The organism is Cognatishimia sp. WU-CL00825, from assembly GCF_040364665.1.
GTDB lineage: Bacteria > Pseudomonadota > Alphaproteobacteria > Rhodobacterales > Rhodobacteraceae > Cognatishimia.
The window spans coordinates 140955-161050 of record NZ_BAABWX010000001.1; the positions used below are offsets into that span (position 1 = coordinate 140955).

Sequence of the window (20096 nt, forward strand, 5' to 3'; positions counted from 1 at the left end):
CATGACCGAACACGATATTTATTCAGGTCTTACCCAATTGGGGACAAAGACAGATCTGCCAAATTCGCCGCAAGATGCGGTTCTTGAAAAAGTACCGAACCCACAAGCAGGGACGGACTACGCCGTGCGTTTTACGGCCCCTGAATTTACGTCACTTTGCCCGCTGACAGGTCAACCAGATTTTGCGCATATTGTGATAGATTATGTGCCCGGTGATTATTTGGTGGAAAGCAAGTCCCTCAAGTTATTTCTGGGTTCGTTTCGCAACCACGGTGCCTTTCATGAAGACTGCACCGTGTCGATCGGCAAGCGTTTACAAGAGCTTTTGAACCCCAAATGGCTGCGGGTTGGGGGCTATTGGTTCCCACGAGGCGGTATTCCCATCGATGTCTTCTATCAAACGGGTGCCGCACTTCCCGGTGTTTTCATACCGGATCAAGGCGTGCCGACCTATCGTGGCCGCGGATAGTTCGGCGCTCTTCACCTTTGTAAAAATACTCTGGGGGGAATGCAGCTTGCTGCAGGGGGGCAAAGCCCCCTTTGCGCCGCATCGCCAAGATCAGATCGTCATATGACGGGCACGGGCTCCCCGCTCGATAGCCGCGGCATGCAGGCGATCGATATTCAGTTCATAACGCATTTCTTCAAGCAACCGTAGCTCGGCATCGGCAATCGCGCCATCCGCAGCTGCCACATCACAGGCGAGCGCGTAGGCGGTTTCAAATAATTCTTCAGGCAGGTTGTCACGTATCAATCCGAAAAGCGCAGCAAGCCCGTCTTCTTGTTCAAAAAGATCAAAGACCGTCTGGCTGACTACGGTAATGCGGTCGATGTCATAGTTGCCAAAAACCGGCAAATTGTTAACCGCAGATTGTATTTTGATCAGCTCTGCCGTGCGGATGTTTTCGTCAGAGGCAGATACAGCCACCATCAAAGCCACAAGGCTGTCCTGAGGTGTCAACGGGTGGGGAATCTCTTGAGTCATTGTGCGGTGCCTTTTCAGAGCGCTTTTACCCAACGATATGGGGCGTAAGCCGTCTGAGCAAGCGCAGATCGCGCCCAATAAGAAATGTGCGGATATCCACTGCGGATGTGCTGTTGTTTTCACAAGCAATGTTGACCATGCTGCATTCGCAAATTAGGTAACGCCGGTTGCTCTTGCATGGTGCAGGGCAGCGGTTTCTTGGAGATATCAATGTCTGACCTGCGCGATGCTGCACTCGTTTCAAAAGCCTGGCCCTTTGAAGAAGCGCGCCGCGTGCTCAAACGGTATCAAAAGCAGCCACCTGAAAAGGGCTATGTCTTGTTTCAGACTGGCTATGGGCCGTCAGGTTTGCCACATATTGGCACTTTCGGGGAAGTTGCCCGGACCACAATGGTGCGTCGCGCATTTGAGTTGATGTCAGATATCCCGACGAAATTGATCTGTTTTTCCGACGATATGGATGGCTTCCGTAAGGTGCCGACCAATGTTCCAATGCAAGAAGAGCTGGCGCAGGATCTGAACCTGCCTTTGACCAAGGTGCGGGATCCCTTTGGAACGCATGCCGGTTTTGCGCAACATAACAACGCCCGTCTGTGTGAATTTCTGGACAGCTTTGGCTTTGAGTATGAATTCGCCAGTTCGACGGAATATTACACCTCTGGCAAATTTGACGAGATGTTGCTGAAAGCCTGCTGGGAATATCAAAAAATCATGGACATTATGTTGCCAACTTTGGGCGCAGAGCGTCGGGCAACGTATTCACCGTTTTTGCCAATTTCGCCAAAAACCGGCCATGTGCTGCAAGTGCCAATGCTGGAAGTGAACGCAGCAAATGGAACTGTTGTCTATCAAGAGCCAGATGGCGAGAAGGTCGAGATCCCTGTCACTGGCGGCAATGTCAAAATGCAGTGGAAGCCTGATTGGGCCATGCGTTGGGCCGCGCTTGACGTGGATTATGAGATGTCGGGCAAGGATTTGATCGATTCAGTCACGCAGGGTGGCAAGATTTGCCGTGCGCTGGGTAAGCGGCCACCTGAAAGCCTGACCTATGAACTGTTCAATGATGAATTGGGGCAGAAGATCTCTAAGTCGAAGGGCAATGGCCTGTCGATGGAAGAGTGGCTGACCTATGCGGCCCCGGAATCGTTGCAGTATTTTATGTACCTCAAGCCGAAGACAGCAAAGCGCCTGTATTTTGATGTTATTCCCAAAGCCGTCGATGAATATCACCAGCAATTACGGGCTTATCCAGGCCAAGATCTAAAGGCGAAACTGAACAATCCCGTTTATCATCTGCATGGCAGCGATATGCCAGCATCTGATATGGTTGTGCCCTTTAGCATGTTGTTGAACCTTGCCAGTGCGTCAAGTGCTGAGGCGAAGGAAACCATGTGGGGCTTCATCAATAAATACGCCCCAGACGCGACCCCTGAAAGCCATCCAAATCTGGACGCGGCAGCCGGGTTTGCCGTGCGGTATTTTAATGATTTTGTAAAGCCAAACAAAGTGTTCCGCGCGCCAACGGACCAAGAGCACGCGGCACTTGCTGATCTTGCGTTGGCATTGTCCTCAGAAGAGGCTGCACTGGCAGCAATTGCAAAGAAGAACGCGGCCATGGGCAACGAAGATGATTTGCCTGTTGCAGACTTTGCGGATGATGACTTTTTGCAGTCGGTTGTTTTTGCAATCGGTAAGAACCACGGTTTCGAGCCGCTGCGGGATTGGTTTAAGGCGATTTACGAAGTGCTGCTTGGCGCAAGTCAGGGGCCAAGATTTGGCGGATTCATTGCCCTGTACGGTGTCAAGGAAACGGTCGCGTTGATTCAGGCCGGGTTGAACAACGAACTTACTAAGTAACGGCACGGTGGCCTTACAGGGCCACCAATTGCTTTTTGGGGTGATCTTGCGTCGTCGTTAGGGCGCGTTTTCACCCAGATAAAGCGTTTTCATTAGTGATTGCTGGCCAATTGGTTCGCCCGCCCTAGATTGTTAGAGGGAGGCGCACACATGCGGTTTATTTTGGTAGTTTCACTTTGGTTCTGGGCGCAGGTGTCTGTTGCCCAAGATGCGGATATCCAGAGCGTGATAACGGCGCAGATTGAGGCCTTTGAACAGGGGGATTTCGAAGCCGCGTTTTCACATGCAAGCCCCAGTATTCAAAACTACTTTGGTGGCGCGGATCGCTTCGAGGCCATGGTGCGCAGCGGCTATGAAATGGTTATCATGCCTCGTGACGTGCGCTTTCTAGAGATGCGTAATTTAGACGGCAAGCTTTGGCAAAAAGTCCTGATCCAAGACTCGGACAATGTTTTCCATTTGCTTGAATACCAAATGATCAGCCACGACGGGCAATGGCGCATCAACGGCGTGCGATTTGTGCAAGCAGGGGCCGCGGCCTAGGCGCAACACCCAGCGCGCGCTGCTCTGACAAGTGATTAAGCTTTGATTGATACTTCCGATCCTTAGTGCGCGAGGTCCTTGGCCTCGACCAAATTCGTGACTTTGGAAAGGGGCTTTCATGAATAAAGCAATTACCGACGGGGTGCAGCTGATGCCGCCAGCGTTTGCAGAGGGGCTGGATGTTTGGTCCAGTGGAGACGGTACACCTGGTTCAGATACATATGATGGGGCGGCAAATGCGGCGTTTGTGCCAGCAGATGCTGATTTCGCGGGTTGTTTAGAGTTGCAAAAAACCGAAGTGACGCAACGCCTGCGCTATATGGGGCAAACCCCCTTGTTGCCCGGATGTTATTTGCGGGTCACAGCGCGGGTCAAAGCCATCAGTGGCAATTTTTCTTCAGTGCGCATTGCGGCTTGGGCAGGTGAGGCGGGGTCGCATGTGTCTGGCTTGGTCGAAGTTGGTCCGTCGGTAAATTTGGACACTTATGGCGAAGTTGTTGAAGTCTCTGCAATCATTGGGTCTGGTGTGCGAGGAGGCGTCGATATGCCTTGGGGTGTGCAACCGACTTATGGTCATGTTGGGCTTGACCTAAGCGGCGCGACCGGCGGGGTTGTTCGCATAGATGATCTGGTGATCGAGGATCTGACCTCTGCCTTTTTGCGCGATATGATGGCGATGGTTGACGTGCGTGATTTCGGTGCTCTTGGGGATGGAATAACAGATGATCTTGCGGCCTTTGAGGCGGCAAATACTGCCGCAAACGGGCGAACAATATTGGTGTCCGCCGGCACCTATTTGTTAAGCGACAGCATGGAATTTACAGAGCGGGTTCGGTTTGAAGGCACGGTTACAATGCCACGCGCAGCGATCTTTTCGCTGACAAAAAACTATGATTTGCCCAGTTACATTGATGCATTTGGCAATGAGCAATTGGCTTTTGAAAAGGCATTTCAATCGCTTTTTAACAGTGCAGGCCATGAATCATTAGACCTTGGCGGGCGACGTATCACCATTGAAACGCCGATGGATATGCAGGCACTTGTTCCTAATCGCACATCTTATTCGCAGCGACGGCATATTGCGAATGGGCAATTTTATGTGACGGGCAGCAGTGCTTGGGAACCTGACGAAGTGACGTCGCAAGCCAGTTACTCTTCAAGTGATGCCCGCACTCTAACCGGGGTGACAAATGTGGCTAACATTCAGGTTGGCTCTTTGGTGGAGGGCAATGGTGTTGGGCGCGAAGTCTATGTGAAGTCCAAAAACGATGCGACGCAAGAGGTGACCCTGAGCGCAGGGTTGTATGATGCTGTTGGCACCCAAACATTTACCTTTACGCGCTTCAAATATTTGTTGGATTTTTCGGGCTTTAGCAAATTGCAGCGGTTCTCGATGTCTGATGTCGAATTGCTATGCAACACTCTGGCAAGCGGGATTTTATTGCCTCCAGCTGGTGTGATTTTTCATTTGCGCGACAGTTGGATTACAAGGCCAAGAGATCGTGGGATCACCAGCCACGGCGAGGGGTGCCAAGGCATGTTAATCGATCGCTGCCAGTTCTTGACCAGCGAGGCGAGCGAGCGGGTGCAAGATCGCACCACAATTGTTTTGAACACCAATGCAAACGATGTGAAGCTTCGCAATAATCGTGCAACTCAGTTTAGGCATTTTGCGGTGTTGGGCGGATCAAACAATATCGTCATGGGCAACCATTTCTTCCAGGGGGATGCAGAGGCGGCGGGCGTGCGCACCGCTGGCATTGTGGTTGCGAGTGCCTATTGTTCGACAACAATAACTGGCAACTACGTTGATAATTGTTCGATCGAATGGACCAATGAATATGAACCGGAACCGGATTTCACATCTGGATTTTCGTTTTCGGCCCTTAGCATTGATGATAATGTATTCTTGTCTGGTAATGTCGCGCCTTGGTTTGCCTATATGGTGATCAAACCCTATGGCACGGGTCAGTTCATTGGCGGCCTAAGTGTGACGGGCAACAAGTTTCGCAGTATTGATGGGGCGATTGATCGTGTTGACAGTGTTGATTCAAGTTTTGCGCCGTTAAATACCGCCAAGGGCAAAAACATTCTGGTTGAAGGCAACACATTCCATCAGGTTGATACGCCAATCTATAATCCGTTGATCGTCAAACATGATCAGAATTCAGCGTCGGCGACTTGGACCGTTGACAGCCAAGGGGGGCTGCCATTTGGCGGGCAGGCACGCACTGTGGAGTCAGTTGTGGCCACCACACGATTGCGCACCAGTGGCAATCAAACGCGCTGGGCCGTGCCCTATGTTGAATTGCAACAGGGCAGCAACGGAGACCAGTTGCGTTTACAATGGGAGGAACCCCTGCACGGAGAGGTGACTATTAGATTGTCGATGAACTAATAGCCTAGCGCCAGAAAGCGAGCCATTCGATTAGCTCGGCGAATTTGCGACCAGCAAGCAAACTTCCGGATCCCTCCAGAAAAATCTGGTCGGCAATCAGCGCGATGGTGATGGCCAGTCCTAAGAATACGGCAATGCGATTGGTCATGGAAAAGCGCCCTCGGGATCAGCCTGTGGCATAAGATATGCCTGACGGATCACGAGGGCGCAACTGACTTTGCGGGCGTGTTGCTTAGATCAATTGACCCATGCGTGCAGCGACATCGGCCATGCGCGCAGAGAAGCCCCATTCGTTGTCATACCAAGCCAAAACGCGCACGGTGCGTCCGCCGATAACCTTTGTCTGGTCTGGGGCAAAAATAGAGCTTTCCGTGGTGTGATTGAAGTCAATCGAGACTTTGGCTTCAGGATCGTAGCCCAAAACGCCCTTCATTTTTGTTGCAGCTGCTTCCCGCACGATCTCGTTCACATCTTGAACCGTTACGTCTTTGGAGGCGACAAATGTAAGGTCAACCGCAGAGACATTTGGGGTTGGAACGCGCATGGATGTGCCGTCCAGTTTGCCTTTGAGTTCCGGAAGCACTTCTCCGAGCGCTTTTGCTGCGCCTGTAGAGGTTGGGATCATCGCCATGGCCGCTGAACGGGCGCGGTAAAGGTCGGCGTGGCGGCGATCAAGCGTTGGCTGGTCTCCGGTATAGCTGTGGATCGTGGTCATGAGACCATTTTCGATCCCGATGCTTTCGTGCAGCACTTTGGCCAGTGGTGCCAAGCAATTTGTAGTGCAAGAGCCGTTGGAAATCATGTTGTCATTGGCTGTCAACAGATTGTCATTTACGCCAAATACAACGGTGCGCTGTACATTTTTGGCCGGTGCCGAAATAAGAACTTTCTTCGCACCACGTTCGCGATGCTTGGCGGCTTTAGTGCCATCGTTGAACTTGCCTGTGCATTCCAGAACCACATCTACGCCCGTCCAATCCAGTTCGTCGGTATCATAAGTGGAATACATCCGCATCGGGCCTTGGCCGACGTCCATTGTGCCGTTTTGCACGATGACGTCATTGGCAAAGCGACCATGGATCGAGTCATAGCGCACGAGGTGAGCGGCGGTTTCAATAGGGCCTGTGGCGTTGATTTTGACCACTTTGACGTCTTCGCGCGCGGCTTCGGCAATGTGCATAAGTGTGCAGCGCCCGATACGGCCAAAACCATTGATGCCTACTGTCACGGTCATTTGAGAAATCCTCTTGCTCAATCGATCTAGATTCAACCGGGGTATAGACTGCAAAGTCGCGAGGAAAAAGAAAAATATGTTTTTCTTCAATACGTTAGCGATAACGGAGCTTTGATTTTCAATGTTTGCGATAACGGTGGCGGAACCGATGGCGTTAACGGAAATTACCAGAGCGGCACAATTTGTATTTTCGGTGTAAACGATTCCCTTTGAGTGGTCTAAAATTTGCAAAAAGGCATGGTAATACTGGGCTATTGTTTGGATGATGTTTGCGTTTCTCCAGATTTCCCCTCTAGAAACCGCTCTAATGCGTGATCAGTGACGTTCCAAATGGAGCGCGTTTGAACGACCCAGTGTTGCCAATCTGGATGTGCAGGCGAAAGTTCTCGGTTTTCGGCCTTGCTTAGCTGGTTGTGAAATTCACATAGACCTAAGATCGCTGAAGCCCCGCACAAAGAATGGATTTGGGGTTGCATATTTGTTGGGGTCGGAGCATCGACTGATTTAGCAGAAAGCAAAGCTGCGACCTGCGCGCGCAGGGAAACGTGATGATGCTTTGTGCTTTCCATTCCGATATTCCGCACGACGTCACTTAAAATATCCAGTCTCAAAGTTTTGGTCGCGTCGTATTTTGGATTCCTTGCGTCTTCTAGCGGACTGTCAGACTGCGCAATTTGGCTTAAAACAGTATTAAGCGCATCGCTAGTGATCGGTTTGGTTAATACCTCATCCATGCCAGCCTTTTTTATGCGGGCAATCTCAGAGGGGAGGGTTTGAGCGGTCAGCGCGATTATTGGGCTGGCTTGCGATGCGCCAGTGCCTGAGCGAATTTCCTGTGCAGCGGCAATGCCATCCATTCCAGGCATTCTGATATCCATCAGTATTAGATCATATTTGGATTGCGCGGCTTTGCTTATTCCGCTGTGTCCAGAAGACGCCAGCGAGACATCATGCCCCTCGTTTTGTAGCATTTCGCCTGTGATAAGGCGGTTGATGTCGTTGTCTTCGACCAGCAAGATAGACAGTGATATTGGCTTTTCTTGGGCCTGTTTTTTGCCTTCGTCAGCCAAATCCGACGCGAGGCAAATTGGTAAAGGTAACCGAAGCCAAAAAAGGCTGCCCTCGTTTTTTATGCTCTCAGCCCCAATTTGCCCCGACATCTTTTCAACCAACCGCCGGGTGATCCCTAGGCCCAAACCTGACCCCTGTTGTTGACTGGCATAAGTGGTGTCGATAACGAAAAAATCGTCAAAAATGTTGTCTAGTTCGCATTCAAGAATGCCAACCCCGCTATCGATGACACGAAATTCGATTAGATCAGCCTGACCAAAATGGTCCACCTCGACAGCGATGGTGCCGTTTGTTGTGAATTTAATTGCGTTGCCAATCAGGTTTAGCATGGCTTGTTGGATCTTATTTGCGTCCCCGATGACGCTGTTTGGCACCGTGTCCGATACTGACAAGTCAATGGTATTACCGGAATTTTCTGCGTTTGCGCGCTGACTATCTACCAGATTTTGCATTAGGGGCCGTAATTCAATTGGCCCTAGCACCAGACTGGTTGCGTTTGCGTCTAGTTTTGAAAGGTCCAGGATGTCGTTGACATGGTGCATCAGCAAATCGCCAGATGTTTGCATGGCGTCCAATAATGCAGCTTGTTTTTGCGTCAGTTCCGTTTTGTGCAGCAATTGTGCGGTTCCGAGAATCCCACTCAGCGGGGTTCTGATCTCATGGCTCATTACCGCCAAAAGGTTTGCTTTGGCTTTTTCACCAGCCTGGGCTTTGTCTCTTGCAAGAAGTAACTCTTTTTCAGCAGCGAGCCTGTCAGAGATGTCTCGGATGTAGGCAACATAGACTTTATCGCGTTCTATAGTTCGGGTGCTTGAAAGGGCAATCTCGATTGGAAACTGGCTTCCGTCAGGGCGCCGGCCAAAGGTTTGGGTTCGGCCTGCTTGTGTCAATCCGGAATTTTCTGGGCGATCAAACGCGCCATCACCTCGGGCCCCCAAGATTAGTGCGCTCATATGAAAGTGGGCTGTGTCAACGTGGTCTAATTGGAAAATTCGCTTGGCGGTTTCATTGAGTTCTACAATATTGCCGGCACCATCGGCGACCACGATACCATCCAACGAAGTTTCCACCATGGATTGGAGCCAAGCGCGCGCACGGCGATTATCGTCGCTTATGGTTTGGCTGCGCTGATAAAGGCGTCGCAGAAAGATAACCAGAGCAATCAACCCCAAAATAAGCAATACCGTCACAAGGGTCAGGCGCAGCAATAAGTTGCGCATGTCAGCGCGTTGCATATCAGAATCCTGAGACGAGGTGCCAAGACCTGTGAGCGCCAGTTGTCGTACATTTGGCTCAATCCGCATTGCTTGGGCAAATATGTCGTCAAGCCCTACGTCTAAAACTTCGTCCGGGGCGTCAATAATCGCGATGGATTGATCGAGAAACTCTAAAATTGGAAAGAGGTTTTGCGTAAATTCCGGTTGTTGTCGATTGGCGGCATAGGAGCTGCTGTCGCGGAGTGTGACAATTCGGCTAAAAAAGATGTCAAAATCCTCGCGAATTTCTTGTGCTGCGCCAGGATTCGATTTTGCGTTGGCCAGCGTGGTGGTAAATCTTCTGAAATCCACCTCCGACTGAGAAAATGTCCATAAAACATTATCAGAGCGCGCGGTGGACAGGTTTTCGATTTGCCGGAAAACCGTGAGGGCCAAAACGGTGATTTGGAACAGTACGATGGCGAGTATTACAACAAAGAAACCGGTTCTAATTCCGCTTCGCGTGTACATCCCTTGACCGATCATTTTGCGTCTGCAAGCTTAGGTTAGTCGACAACTTCTATCCGGTCCAGTTGCCAGATACTACGCGAATAAATGGTTTCTGACTTGTACTCTAGCTTAGAGTCAAAGGGATAGATGATCCAAAGCGGCCCCTTGTCACGCCGCAACATGGGGGCACCGTTGCGTGAAAATGCAATAATCGGGCCACCGGCTATTGCATCACTTAGGGGTATTTCCACGTGGTAGTCATTTATGGCACTCGCTATAACTGAAGAGCCTTTCATGTCCAGTCGATCAACAAACTCGTGCAGCGATACGCCTGAAAAGGTTTGTTTGCCGTCGGTCCAAATCGTCGTTGTTTCTATCTTAGTACGCGGCATGTTTTGCAGCATTTTCATGTCGAAAACCGCGCTATCGACTGTATTTTTGGCAGAAATGTTACCGGAAACTGTGAGTAAGATTTGCCCTGTTGCTCTAGAAAGCATCTCGGCGTTCGCAATAGCCGCAGATAGGAAAAAAATGAGACAAGATAAGACGATGCGGAAATTCATTGTGGATCTTTTCAAATAAGTAGCTGAATTCTTGTGTCACAATAATCAGACAAGAGCACCAGTTCTATTGATCGCAGCCCCATACGAAAGTATAGTGATAGGTGTGGCCAGATTGCTTTGACCTCGTGTTGTACTATGGTGCGACGAGACCGTTTTACCTTGTGTTTTAGATTATTTAGTTTTTGTTTTAACCAGAGTTGACTTAGTAAGTCGCCAAAGAACTGTTGAAGCTTTGATATGCGAATACTGATAGCTGATGATCATGATATGGTGCGAGAAACCCTATCAGCCTATTTGGAAAATGAAGGTGATGCGCAGGTTGAAACCGCGCATTCGTTGGCAAGTGCTTTAGAGCTTGCCAAAAAGTCCGGGCCATTTGATCTGATATTGTTAGATTATGATATGCCGGGCATGTTCGGGCTAGAGGGGCTTAAGCAAGCACTCGAGGCGCAGGTTGCGCGGGGTGTCGCGATCTTGTCGGGCAATGCACCGCACTCGGTAGCGCAAGATGCTATCGACAATGGGGCCATTGGGTTTTTACCTAAAACGATGACCGCCAAAAGCCTTGTGCATGCGGTGCAATTCATGGTCGCCGGTGAAACGTTTTTCCCGGTGTCTCACCTCAGCGATCAAGCAGAAGAAAATCCTTTGGCCAAACAGCTGAGTAAACGCGAATTCGAAGTTCTGAATGGTCTTTGCCGTGGCTTGTCCAATAAAGAAATTGCGCGTGAGTTAGAATTGCAGGAAGTGACCATCAAGTTACACGTGCGTACGCTTTGCCGAAAACTCGAGGCCAAAAATCGCACGCAAGCGGCAATGATCGCCAAAGAAGCCCGACTTTTTTAGACTGGCTTTCGCAGTCCGCATTACCCCGAAAATGACAAGGTTTCGATCAAATTGCGCTTTGATTGTAAGTAGATGTGTGCAGGAACATAAAACCTGAGGTAAAAATGCGCTTTTTAAGATTTCTTGCGGTCGCGGGCCTGGCATTCGCCTTGTTATCGCCCCTCAAGGGTGCCAACGCACAAACGCAAGTTGGATATGGCCGGTTGATCGTAAATGATTTTTTGGGGGATGGGCATGATCGTTGGCGCAGTGGGTCCATTGCCGCTAGCCATATTTTTGGCACGCCTTGGGGCGGTGCATTGCCTACCAGGCCTGGCGAGAACATCGAGTTGCGTATTCTTGGTCAAATCATAGCGCCTGAAAACCTTGTCTCGCCGGGTGTTGGTGATCGACCCTATGTTGGGGCGCTGTCACTGGGTGTTCATACCCATTTCAAACCCAAGATGATTGACTACTCACTTGGGGCCGACGTTGTCATTCTTGGTCCGCAAACCGGTTTGGCAGATCTGCAATCCTGGTTGCATCAGGGATTTGGCCTTGCGGGTCCCTCTGCGAGCGTGCTGGCCAATCAAGTAGGCAATGACGTCAAGCTCGCCGCGGTTGCCGAAGCCGGGCAGGTCTTTAACATTGGGGCAAACAGTCAGATACGACCTTTTGCAGAAGCGCGCTTTGGTCTGGAAACTTTGCTGCGCGTTGGCTTTGACTTGTCGATTGGGGCAAACATGGCGAACGATTTGTGGGTGCGTGACCCCGTCAGTGGTCAACGATATCGTACGATGAGACGCGCCGAAAGTGGCCTGTCTATGCATTCGGCGCAGATGTCGGCTTTGTCGAAAAGAGTGAATTTCTACCTGCCTCATCAGGTGTGACACCAGAGCAGGTTCGCAGTCGCCTGCGGGCAGGCATTCAATGGCAAGGTGCTCAGCATTCGATGTTTTATGGTGTCACTTGGCTTAGCCCAGAGTTTCAAGGCCAATCCAATGGCCAAGTTGTTGGGGCCATTCGCGTTAAGTTTGAGTTTTAAGTCTTAGTATCAAAAAGAGATTCTTTAGGGGCTTCCCACAGCGAATCACTTTTGCTACCCTCGTGATAATAAAAAAACGAGAGGCAGGACACGAGCAATGGGAACGGGCTTTTTGGGCACGTTCGTCATCTCTTGGTCGCAAACAGAAATAGATGGCTTAAAAGCCGCACCAATAAGCGCTGTACAACAAGGCGCGGTGTGGACTTGGAATGGTGAAACCGTTCGCGTTGATGGGCCTACAGATGTGTTGCGACTTGAGCGCGGCGAAGGCGAAACGATGTTGCGGCGCAAAGCGGCGCGCATGGTGCGCAAGCTCGTTGGCGCAGCGATGACGAATGCGACACGGCTAGATGAGGTGGTTGTTGAAGAGGGCAGCCCTGATAGTAGTTTTGTCGTCACAGACGGGCAGAACAGTTATACTGTGACCTTGATCGAGGTGCATGATGGTGCACCGCTTTTGATGTTTGTGGACAGCATTCCTCCCGCACAAACCGACCTATGGGTGGTGCATCATACGCTTGGGGAAAGCCCCCAAGATCCGCTCGATCCAGAAGCTGCACGGGTCATTTGTTTCACCCCTGGCACGTTGATTGAAACTCCAAATGGTGCTTTGCCAATCCAACAGTTGCGCGAAGGTGATCTGGTGCAGACCAAAGACAATGGCGCGCAAGAAATTCAATGGATTGGATCGCGGAAAATGACCGGGGCCCGTTTGTTTGCTTTGCCAAAACTGCGCCCCATTCGTATCAAGCCCGGTGCCTTAGGGGCCAATTGGCCCATGCAAGAATTGATCGTTTCACCGGAACATCGTGTTTTGGTGCGCGGCGAGGTGGCACGCGCATTGTTCAACACACCCGAAGTTCTGGTTTCGGCGCGGCAACTTGAAAACGGCCATAGCATAGGTGTCGATTATAGGCTTCGGGAAGTGACCTATGTGCATTTGCTTTTGCCTAGGCATGAAATTCTTTTTGCCAATGGTATTGAAACAGAGAGCTTTCACCCTGCGAATACAGCTTTGTCCTCGCTTGGCACAGAGGATCGCAGCAGATTGCTTGCTTTGAATCCCGACCTGGCGATACGTCCCTTTAGTTACGGCGACCATGCACGCCGGCAACTGACTTCCTCCGAAGCCGCTATTTTCAAACATGAAGCCGCCTAATCCTCAAAGAAAGACGCTGTGGTTGCGGCCTGTCTAGATAAGTTGGCACGACGACGTGATGTTCTGTTGACACCCGACAGACTCGGCGTATAAGCGCGCATTCATTGGTGTTGGTGGCCCCCGCAAGGGGATTCCTGTCAATTCGGCACAATCCGAATAGAGGACAACGCCCTTCGAAACCTAAACGAAGGAGAACAGTCGTGACTAAACGTACGTCTGCCAAGTATAAAATTGATCGCCGCATGGGCGAAAATATCTGGGGCCGTCCTAAATCCCCAGTTAACCGTCGCGAATATGGCCCCGGCCAGCACGGTCAGCGCCGTAAGGGCAAACTTTCCGATTTCGGTATTCAGTTGCGCGCCAAGCAAAAGCTGAAAGGTTACTACGGTGATCTGACCGAGAAGCAATTCCGCCGCATCTATGGCGAAGCTGAGCGTGTTAAAGGCGATACAGGTGAAAACCTGATCGGCCTGCTGGAACGCCGCTTGGACGCTGTTGTTTATCGCGCAAAATTTGTAGCTACTGTTTTTGCAGCGCGCCAGTTCGTGAACCACGGCCACGTCAAAGTGAACGGCAAAAAGGTAAACATCCCTTCTTACCGTGTTAAAGAAGGCGACGTTATCGAAGTGCGTGACAAGTCCAAGCAATTGGCTGTTCTGCTCGAAGCCGTTGCTTTGCCAGAGCGTGACGTTCCCGACTACATGGACGTAGATCACTCTAAGATGACAGCGACTTTCGTTCGTACGCCTGGTCTGACCGATGTGCCTTACCCGGTCATCATGGAACCAAACTTGGTTGTTGAATTCTACGCGAAGAACTAATCTTCGCCGACATTGTTAAATATGGGCCGTGTCAGGGAACTGACGCGGCCCTTTTTGTTTTGCCGCTTGTGTGGCGCTTAAACTCTACTTTAACAGCCAATTGCCGCTGCAATCCGGCCAAAGGTGTGCCTTGCGCGCATCGGAGAGGGAATTGCGTCGTTCAGAAAAAGTTGTGTTGGCGAATGGTGCTGGTTTTGTGAACAGGGTGCCGATAGAACGGCGTGGCGAAAAGGAGAGCACCAATGAGCCGCATTTCACCGCAACCTGGTATTATGGAGATCGCTTTATACGAAGGCGGTCAATCCACGATCGAGGGGGTTTCGGACTTTGTTAAGCTGTCGTCAAATGAAAACCCATATGGGCCAAGTGACGCTGCAAAAGAAGCGTTTCGCAAACTTGGCATGAATTTGCATCGCTATCCTGGGACTGATCACGCCCAGTTGCGTGGCGCAATCGCGGATATTCACGGGTTGAATGCCGAGCAAATTATCTGTGGTGTCGGGTCTGACGAAGTGCTGCAATTCATCTCTCAGGCCTTTGCGGGTCCTGGTGATGAAGTAATCTATACCGAGCACGGGTTTTCCATGTACCCGATCCTTGCACACGCCTGCGGCGCCACGCCCGTCAAAGTGCCAGAGCGGGAGCGGGTTGTTGATGTTGATGCAGTGTTGAATGCCTGCACTGAACGCACGCGCATCGTGTTTATTGCCAACCCAGCCAACCCGACCAGCACCATGATTGGCTCAAACGAAGTGACGCGATTGGCAGATGGCCTCCCCGAAGGCGCACTGCTTGTGCTTGACGGTGCTTATGCAGAGTACGTCGAAGGTTTTGACGGCGGAGCAGCCATGGTGCAAGCCCGCGACAATGTGATTATGACGCGTACTTTCTCAAAGATTCACGGCCTAGGTGGTTTGCGCATTGGGTGGGGCTATGCGCCCAAGCCGATCATCGAAATCTTGAACCGAATTCGACAGCCTTTCAATCTTTCCGAGGTGCAGCTTGGGGTGGCAGAAGCCGCCATGCGAGACACAGAATTTGTTAAGAAATGTCTTGTGGACAATACGCGTATGCGGGCGTGGCTTGCAAAGGCTCTGGCCGAAATCGGCGTGCCGTCTGACACGTCTTGCACAAATTTCATCTTGGCACGATTTGCTTCGGAAGAGGAAGCGACAGCTTGCGATGCTTATCTTAAAAGCCAGGGTGTTATCGTGCGCAAGGTCGCTGGATATGGACTTCCAAATTGCTTGCGAATTACAGTGGGTGACGAAGCTGGGTGTCGCCGGGTTGCCCACGCAGTGAAGAGTTTCAAGGAAGCCGCCGAATGAGCCAAATCTACGATCGTGTTGCTTTGATTGGTTTGGGTCTTATTGCTTCGTCGATGTATTGGGCATGCAAGCGAGATGGCTTGGTGGGTGAAGTTACGGGCTATGCCAAAAGCACAGAGACGCGTGATACGGCGCGCCGCATCGGGCTTTGTGATCGAGTTTGTGACACCATTGAAGAGGCCGTGAAAGATGCCGATCTGGTTGTCCTTTGTGTGCCTGTTGGCGTTATGGGGGATGTTGCGGCGCAAATTGCGCCGCATTTGAAAGCCGGTGCAACCGTTTCCGATGTTGGCTCTGTGAAGCGCTTTGTAATTGATGTTGTGACGCCCCAATTGCCGGCCGAGGTTCATTTTGTACCTGCGCATCCATTGGCTGGTACGGAACACTCTGGGCCGGAATCTGGTTTTGCAGAACTTTTTGACAATCGTTGGTGTTTGCTGGTCACTGACGATCAAACAGATCGGACCGCAGCCGACACGTTGAAGTCATTTTGGATCGCAATGGGGTCCAACGTTGAAGAAATGGATGCGGACCACCACGATCTTGTTTTGTCCGTCACCTCCCACACACCGCATTTGATTGCCTATACCATGGTTGGCGTCGCAGACGATTTGCGTCGGGTATCCGAAAGCGAAGTTATTAAATATTCTGCGTCAGGCTTTAGGGACTTCACCCGTATTGCTGCAAGCGATCCGACGATGTGGCGCGATGTATTTCTGTCAAACAAGGACGCAACGCTTGAAATTTTGGGCCGCTTTACCGAAGAATTGTTCGCTTTGCAGCGGGCTATTCGCCAGGGCGACGGGGCACATCTGCACGACTATTTTACGCGCACACGCGCGATACGTCGCGGCATTATCGAAGCAGGGCAAGACACGGATGCGCCTGATTTTGGTCGAGGCGCGTCTTAATGTGGTTGCGCGCAGGTGTCATTGTGTTTGCTTTGATCGGAAGCGTTGTGCATGCAAACGCCCCTGCGATTTCCTTGCGACCTGTGGCCCGCATCGACATCTATCCGGTCGCTTTGCCAACATTTGCCCCTGCGGTGTCGCTGCGCCCGGTGATTAGGCCGCGTTCTGTTCACCGGGCAAAACAGCCCAGAATAGATCGGGTTTTTAAATCAAAGGCACAATCGGCCAACAATATTGGACGCATTTGCCGCGACCGCGATTTGCAAGGCGTTGTCGTTGGACGGGTCCCCGCTAAATTGCGCGGATGTGGCATTGATAACGCCGTCAAACTCTTCTCGGTTTCAGGCGTGCGTCTTAGTATGCCTGTTGTTATGGAGTGTGGTACCGCAAAATCATTGAAAACATGGGTCGAGGGTGGTCTTGCCAAAGCGGTGGGCGGAACAGGTGGTGGCGTGTCAAAATTGCAAGTTGCGGCTGGTTATGCCTGCAGGACACGCAACAGCAGGCCGGGGGCCAAAATTTCGGAACACGGCAAAGGCCGGGCGATCGACATTTCGGCAATTTATCTTGAAAACGGTGACCGTATTTCTGTTCTAAACGATTGGGGGCGGGGCAAAAACGGTCGTATGCTTAAGAAAATGCACCAATCCGCCTGTGGCCCATTTGGAACAGTTTTGGGCCCTGAAAGTGATCGTCATCACAAAGATCATTTTCATTTCGACGTCGCGCGGCACAGAAGCGGCCCCTATTGTCGTTAGGTTCAGCGGAGTCTTAGTTTTGGCGCAGTTCCAATTGGCACTGGCCCCAAAAACATCTTTTTATCAGCCAATCTAAGGGGGATGTCGAAAGCCTGCGTATTGTCTGAAAGATGAGACACAAGATTTAGACCTTGCTCCAGCAGATCAAGCGTCAGCTGGTCATGGCGGTTGTTCTTGCGTGCAATCGCAAGCATTTCCATCCAGTTTTGCGCGCGGACCGTCAGGTTTCCTGTTGGATATCCTTGTGCATCGATCTCTAGCTCGCCCGCCAGTTTTATTTCGAATTTTCCCCAATTTGCCATGGCATTTCGGATCGATATTTTGACGGGTTGCGGACGTTGTTGTTCAAGCGCGCGTCTGTCCCATGTTTGGTCGAATTTTATTGATAGCTCTAGCAGAAGCGTATCAATGGTGGGTGCAACTCGCTGAGGATTGTCAGAATACCGGCGCGTAACGCCATCTGCCTGAACCGCCACAACAAGCGTGTCTGGCACGTCGTCAACTTGGCGCACGGCAACGCGCAAATCTGATAGCAAAAGATCCGTTGTGCTTTCAGATGCAATTGTAAGGCCTTTACCCACCAAATTCGCGCGTTTGATTGCGCGTTGCTGCGTTTTATCAAGCACGATGGAAGCGCGCAGATCCTCGGCTGAGATCAGGGATTTTTGATGTGGTGTTTCAACAATCTGCTGGTTTGGCCAAAGAGCAATGACGTGGTTTGGTTGATATACGAGCGTAAATAACTTGAACTTATCCGTTGACCAAAAGAGCCCCGAATTCTGATCGGCCAGCGAAATGCCTTCGAATGTGGTATCCAGCCGATTTGGAAATCCTCGAGTTTTTAGGCTGCCATATTCGGCAAGCCAACCAGAGTTACGGCGATCCTCGAACCACGTTTCATAGGCCGCATTTGTGTTGAAGTGCCCTATGCCCCAGTAAGAGAACCATGCACCTGCACCAAGTAGAATGACAATCAAAAGCCGTTTCACGATAGAGCCCTTTGCAGCTGCCTTGTTTTTGGTGTTTAACCGCGCGAAACAGATTTCTCCAGACATGGTTTAAACAATGGCACTTTGGGTATTTGGATACGGTTCTTTGCTTTGGAACCCTGGTTTTGAAATAGAAGAACAGGCTGTCGCCACATTGCATGGTTGGCATCGCAGTTTCTGTATGTCGTCGATACATCATCGGGGTACGGAACAAGACCCGGGATTGGTCTTGGCATTGGACGCCGCTGAAAACGCCGCGTGCCATGGCTTGGCGCTGCGAGTTAAAGAGGGCACTGAACAATCTGCGATGGTTGAACTTCGCGCCCGCGAATTGGTGTCCTCTGCGTATTTGGAAAGAGAACTGCAAGTGATGTTGGCGGACGGCCGACAGGTGACAGCCGTGACCTATGTGATTGATCGCGACCATAACCAATACTGTAATCATCCTTTGGAAAAACAAGCGACGATCATTTCTCGTGCTGTCGGAGGGCGAGGGCCGAATACAGAATACCTCTATAATACCGCCTCTCATCTGACTGAATTGGGCATTGAGGATCCTGAATTGGATTGGCTGTCAGCGCGCGTGCGCGAATTGATGGTTTAACGTTCCGCAAGTGCATTAAAACCTTGGCACCTGAGTGCCATGGAAGTAGTGTGAGCCCAGAAAATAACAGTGTCAGGAGCTGTCCACATGGACCAGCTAGACCGCGAGGCCGAGCCACATTTCTCGCACCCCGTACGCCAAATCTTGTTTATGTTGGTGGTGCTGGGTTTAACCGGTGCTTTGACCTATGTCGCAGCGCCAGCCGTGATGCCTGTGTTTCAGGCGAACCCCTATTTGAATGGGTTCATTGCGTTTGTCTTTTTGGTTGGTGTTCTTGCCTGTTTTGGGCAAGTTATTTCGCTGATTAGATGTACAAATTGGATCAAGGGGTTTGCAACCCATGCGCCAGGCCACGAGATGGTCAGCCCTCCACAGTTGCTTGTGCCTTTGGCATCGCTGCTGCGCGCGCGCGGTGCGCGCGGTCAAATCAGTGGTTCCTCTTCGCGCTCAATTCTTGATTCAGTCGCGACACGTATTGATGAAGGGCGTGAAATCACCAGATATCTGGTGAACATGCTTATCTTCTTGGGGTTGTTGGGAACATTCTATGGCTTGGCAACAACAGTGCCCGCGGTTGTCGACACAATTCGCAGTCTGGCCCCGTCCGAAGGCGAAGGTGGCGTAGAGGTTTTCAATCGGTTGATGACCGGGCTAGAGGCCCAGCTTGGCGGTATGGGCGTTGCCTTTGCATCGTCCTTATTGGGCCTTGCGGGATCCTTGATTGTTGGACTTTTAGAGTTGTTTGCCAGCCATGGGCAAAACCGATTTTACCGTGAGCTAGAAGAATGGCTGAGTTCCATCACCCGTGTTGGCTTTAGCGCCGGCGAGGGCGACGGCAGTGTTGAGCAAAATGTTCTGGGCGAAGTCCTGGAGCATATGGCAGAACAGATGGACCAGTTGCAAACCATGTTCACCCAATCGGAAGCGGGCCGTGCACAAGTGCAAACCCAGATCGGTGATATGGTGGCTTCGGTGCGCGATTTAACCTTGCAGCTTGGCGCAGAAAGCGGGTCAAGCGCATCCTTGTCGCGCATAGCAGATGGGCAAGAGCGGCTGGTTGACACGTTGCGTTCGCAACATCATAGCGATGGTGTCGACGCAGAAAGCCGCATGCGTTTGCGATCTATTGATGTTCAAATGTTGCGTATCCTCGAAGAGATTTCGGCGGGTCGTCAAGACACTGTGGTTGAATTGCGATCTGATCTCGCGGCTCTGACCAACGCGATTTCGCGTCTTGGTGACTCTCAAACCACCCTGCGACGACGAGACCAAAGCGCATTTAACTCTTCGGAGAACTAA

General features: G+C 51.2%; 19 protein-coding genes. 13 read left to right on the forward strand and 6 right to left on the reverse strand.

Going from position 1 to position 20096, the window contains the following annotated elements:
• Position 1 precedes the first annotated feature (1 nt).
• The gene (queF, locus tag ABXG94_RS00675) at positions 2-469 is read left to right on the forward strand and encodes a preQ(1) synthase (protein ID WP_353531723.1); all 468 of its coding nucleotides are present in this window, start codon (positions 2-4) and stop codon (positions 467-469) included.
• A 90-nt stretch (positions 470-559) separates the two neighbouring features.
• On the opposite strand, the gene ABXG94_RS00680 is transcribed toward queF, so the two are convergent.
• Entirely contained in the window at positions 560-985 is a 426-nt protein-coding gene (locus ABXG94_RS00680) for a tellurite resistance TerB family protein (RefSeq protein WP_353531724.1), read from the reverse strand.
• Positions 986-1195: 210 nt separating this feature from the next.
• Here ABXG94_RS00680 and ABXG94_RS00685 point away from each other — a divergent pair, with 210 nt between their 5' ends.
• From ABXG94_RS00685 to ABXG94_RS00695, 3 genes are all read left to right on the forward strand, one after another.
• On the forward strand, positions 1196-2842 hold the full coding sequence (locus ABXG94_RS00685; protein ID WP_353531725.1) for a lysine--tRNA ligase: 1647 nt from the start codon (positions 1196-1198) through the stop codon (positions 2840-2842).
• A 150-nt stretch (positions 2843-2992) separates the two neighbouring features.
• Positions 2993-3385: a DUF4864 domain-containing protein gene (locus tag ABXG94_RS00690; protein WP_353531726.1), complete on the forward strand. Its 393-nt coding sequence runs from the start codon at positions 2993-2995 to the stop codon at positions 3383-3385.
• A gap of 118 nt (positions 3386-3503) precedes the next feature.
• A complete protein-coding gene (locus tag ABXG94_RS00695; protein WP_353531727.1) occupies positions 3504-5783 on the forward strand; it encodes a glycosyl hydrolase family 28-related protein in 2280 nt (759 codons plus the stop codon).
• Positions 5784-5787: 4 nt separating this feature from the next.
• Here the strand turns inward: ABXG94_RS00695 and ABXG94_RS00700 are convergent, their stop codons facing one another.
• From ABXG94_RS00700 to ABXG94_RS00715, 4 genes are all read right to left on the reverse strand, one after another.
• Entirely contained in the window at positions 5788-5931 is a 144-nt protein-coding gene (locus ABXG94_RS00700) for a glyceraldehyde-3-phosphate dehydrogenase (protein WP_353531728.1), read from the reverse strand.
• 84 nt (positions 5932-6015) lie between these two features.
• Positions 6016-7017 carry a type I glyceraldehyde-3-phosphate dehydrogenase gene (gene gap, locus ABXG94_RS00705; RefSeq protein ID WP_353531729.1) on the reverse strand — a complete coding sequence of 334 codons (1002 nt, stop codon included), beginning with the start codon at positions 7015-7017 and terminating at the stop codon, positions 6016-6018.
• A 251-nt stretch (positions 7018-7268) separates the two neighbouring features.
• The gene (locus ABXG94_RS00710) at positions 7269-9815 is read right to left on the reverse strand and encodes a response regulator (RefSeq protein WP_353531730.1); all 2547 of its coding nucleotides are present in this window, start codon (positions 9813-9815) and stop codon (positions 7269-7271) included.
• 35 nt (positions 9816-9850) lie between these two features.
• Positions 9851-10357, reverse strand: a complete 507-nt coding sequence (locus tag ABXG94_RS00715) for a putative pterin-binding protein (RefSeq protein ID WP_353531731.1) — start codon at positions 10355-10357, stop codon at positions 9851-9853.
• A 237-nt stretch (positions 10358-10594) separates the two neighbouring features.
• Here ABXG94_RS00715 and ABXG94_RS00720 point away from each other — a divergent pair, with 237 nt between their 5' ends.
• The 7 genes from ABXG94_RS00720 to ABXG94_RS00750 all read left to right on the forward strand — a co-directional run bounded on the left by ABXG94_RS00720 (position 10595) and on the right by ABXG94_RS00750 (position 17204).
• A complete protein-coding gene (locus ABXG94_RS00720) occupies positions 10595-11203 on the forward strand; it encodes a response regulator (RefSeq protein ID WP_353531732.1) in 609 nt (202 codons plus the stop codon).
• 104 nt (positions 11204-11307) lie between these two features.
• A complete protein-coding gene (locus ABXG94_RS00725; protein ID WP_353531733.1) occupies positions 11308-12072 on the forward strand; it encodes a lipid A-modifier LpxR family protein in 765 nt (254 codons plus the stop codon).
• Positions 12073-12324: 252 nt separating this feature from the next.
• Positions 12325-13386, forward strand: a complete 1062-nt coding sequence (locus tag ABXG94_RS00730; RefSeq protein ID WP_353531734.1) for a Hint domain-containing protein — start codon at positions 12325-12327, stop codon at positions 13384-13386.
• Positions 13387-13586: 200 nt separating this feature from the next.
• Positions 13587-14207, forward strand: coding sequence for a 30S ribosomal protein S4 (rpsD, locus tag ABXG94_RS00735; RefSeq protein WP_353531735.1), 621 nt, complete (start codon positions 13587-13589; stop codon positions 14205-14207).
• Between the two features lie 242 nt (positions 14208-14449).
• On the forward strand, positions 14450-15535 hold the full coding sequence (gene hisC, locus ABXG94_RS00740; RefSeq protein ID WP_353531736.1) for a histidinol-phosphate transaminase: 1086 nt from the start codon (positions 14450-14452) through the stop codon (positions 15533-15535).
• Positions 15532-16446, forward strand: coding sequence for a prephenate/arogenate dehydrogenase family protein (locus tag ABXG94_RS00745; protein ID WP_353531737.1), 915 nt, complete (start codon positions 15532-15534; stop codon positions 16444-16446). Before hisC ends, ABXG94_RS00745 begins: the two co-directional genes overlap by 4 nt.
• Positions 16446-17204 (forward strand): extensin-like domain-containing protein, encoded by a 759-nt coding sequence (locus ABXG94_RS00750; RefSeq protein ID WP_353531738.1) that lies wholly within the window; start codon positions 16446-16448, stop codon positions 17202-17204. Before ABXG94_RS00745 ends, ABXG94_RS00750 begins: the two co-directional genes overlap by 1 nt.
• Before the next feature lie 2 nt (positions 17205-17206).
• Here ABXG94_RS00750 and ABXG94_RS00755 read toward each other — a convergent pair whose 3' ends face one another.
• A complete protein-coding gene (locus ABXG94_RS00755; RefSeq protein ID WP_353531739.1) occupies positions 17207-18259 on the reverse strand; it encodes a DUF2125 domain-containing protein in 1053 nt (350 codons plus the stop codon).
• A gap of 10 nt (positions 18260-18269) precedes the next feature.
• Between ABXG94_RS00755 and ABXG94_RS00760 the strand changes: the two genes are divergently transcribed.
• A complete protein-coding gene (locus ABXG94_RS00760) occupies positions 18270-18797 on the forward strand; it encodes a gamma-glutamylcyclotransferase (RefSeq protein WP_353531740.1) in 528 nt (175 codons plus the stop codon).
• Between the two features lie 87 nt (positions 18798-18884).
• Entirely contained in the window at positions 18885-20096 is a 1212-nt protein-coding gene (locus ABXG94_RS00765; RefSeq protein ID WP_353531741.1) for a biopolymer transporter ExbB, read from the forward strand.

What these genes read in the sequence shown, in the direction of transcription:
- queF (WP_353531723.1), top strand. Translation starts at nt 2, where the DNA reads ATGACCGAACACGATATTTATTCAGGTCTTACCCAATTGGGGACAAAG.
- ABXG94_RS00680 (WP_353531724.1), bottom strand. Translation starts at nt 985, where the DNA reads ATGACTCAAGAGATTCCCCACCCGTTGACACCTCAGGACAGCCTTGTG.
- ABXG94_RS00685 (WP_353531725.1), top strand. Translation starts at nt 1,196, where the DNA reads ATGTCTGACCTGCGCGATGCTGCACTCGTTTCAAAAGCCTGGCCCTTT.
- ABXG94_RS00690 (WP_353531726.1), top strand. Translation starts at nt 2,993, where the DNA reads ATGCGGTTTATTTTGGTAGTTTCACTTTGGTTCTGGGCGCAGGTGTCT.
- ABXG94_RS00695 (WP_353531727.1), top strand. Translation starts at nt 3,504, where the DNA reads ATGAATAAAGCAATTACCGACGGGGTGCAGCTGATGCCGCCAGCGTTT.
- ABXG94_RS00700 (WP_353531728.1), bottom strand. Translation starts at nt 5,931, where the DNA reads ATGACCAATCGCATTGCCGTATTCTTAGGACTGGCCATCACCATCGCG.
- gap (WP_353531729.1), bottom strand. Translation starts at nt 7,017, where the DNA reads ATGACCGTGACAGTAGGCATCAATGGTTTTGGCCGTATCGGGCGCTGC.
- ABXG94_RS00710 (WP_353531730.1), bottom strand. Translation starts at nt 9,815, where the DNA reads ATGTACACGCGAAGCGGAATTAGAACCGGTTTCTTTGTTGTAATACTC.
- ABXG94_RS00715 (WP_353531731.1), bottom strand. Translation starts at nt 10,357, where the DNA reads ATGAATTTCCGCATCGTCTTATCTTGTCTCATTTTTTTCCTATCTGCG.
- ABXG94_RS00720 (WP_353531732.1), top strand. Translation starts at nt 10,595, where the DNA reads ATGCGAATACTGATAGCTGATGATCATGATATGGTGCGAGAAACCCTA.
- ABXG94_RS00725 (WP_353531733.1), top strand. Translation starts at nt 11,308, where the DNA reads ATGCGCTTTTTAAGATTTCTTGCGGTCGCGGGCCTGGCATTCGCCTTG.
- ABXG94_RS00730 (WP_353531734.1), top strand. Translation starts at nt 12,325, where the DNA reads ATGGGAACGGGCTTTTTGGGCACGTTCGTCATCTCTTGGTCGCAAACA.
- hisC (WP_353531736.1), top strand. Translation starts at nt 14,450, where the DNA reads ATGAGCCGCATTTCACCGCAACCTGGTATTATGGAGATCGCTTTATAC.
- ABXG94_RS00745 (WP_353531737.1), top strand. Translation starts at nt 15,532, where the DNA reads ATGAGCCAAATCTACGATCGTGTTGCTTTGATTGGTTTGGGTCTTATT.
- ABXG94_RS00750 (WP_353531738.1), top strand. Translation starts at nt 16,446, where the DNA reads ATGTGGTTGCGCGCAGGTGTCATTGTGTTTGCTTTGATCGGAAGCGTT.
- ABXG94_RS00755 (WP_353531739.1), bottom strand. Translation starts at nt 18,259, where the DNA reads ATGTCTGGAGAAATCTGTTTCGCGCGGTTAAACACCAAAAACAAGGCA.
- ABXG94_RS00760 (WP_353531740.1), top strand. Translation starts at nt 18,270, where the DNA reads ATGGCACTTTGGGTATTTGGATACGGTTCTTTGCTTTGGAACCCTGGT.
- ABXG94_RS00765 (WP_353531741.1), top strand. Translation starts at nt 18,885, where the DNA reads ATGGACCAGCTAGACCGCGAGGCCGAGCCACATTTCTCGCACCCCGTA.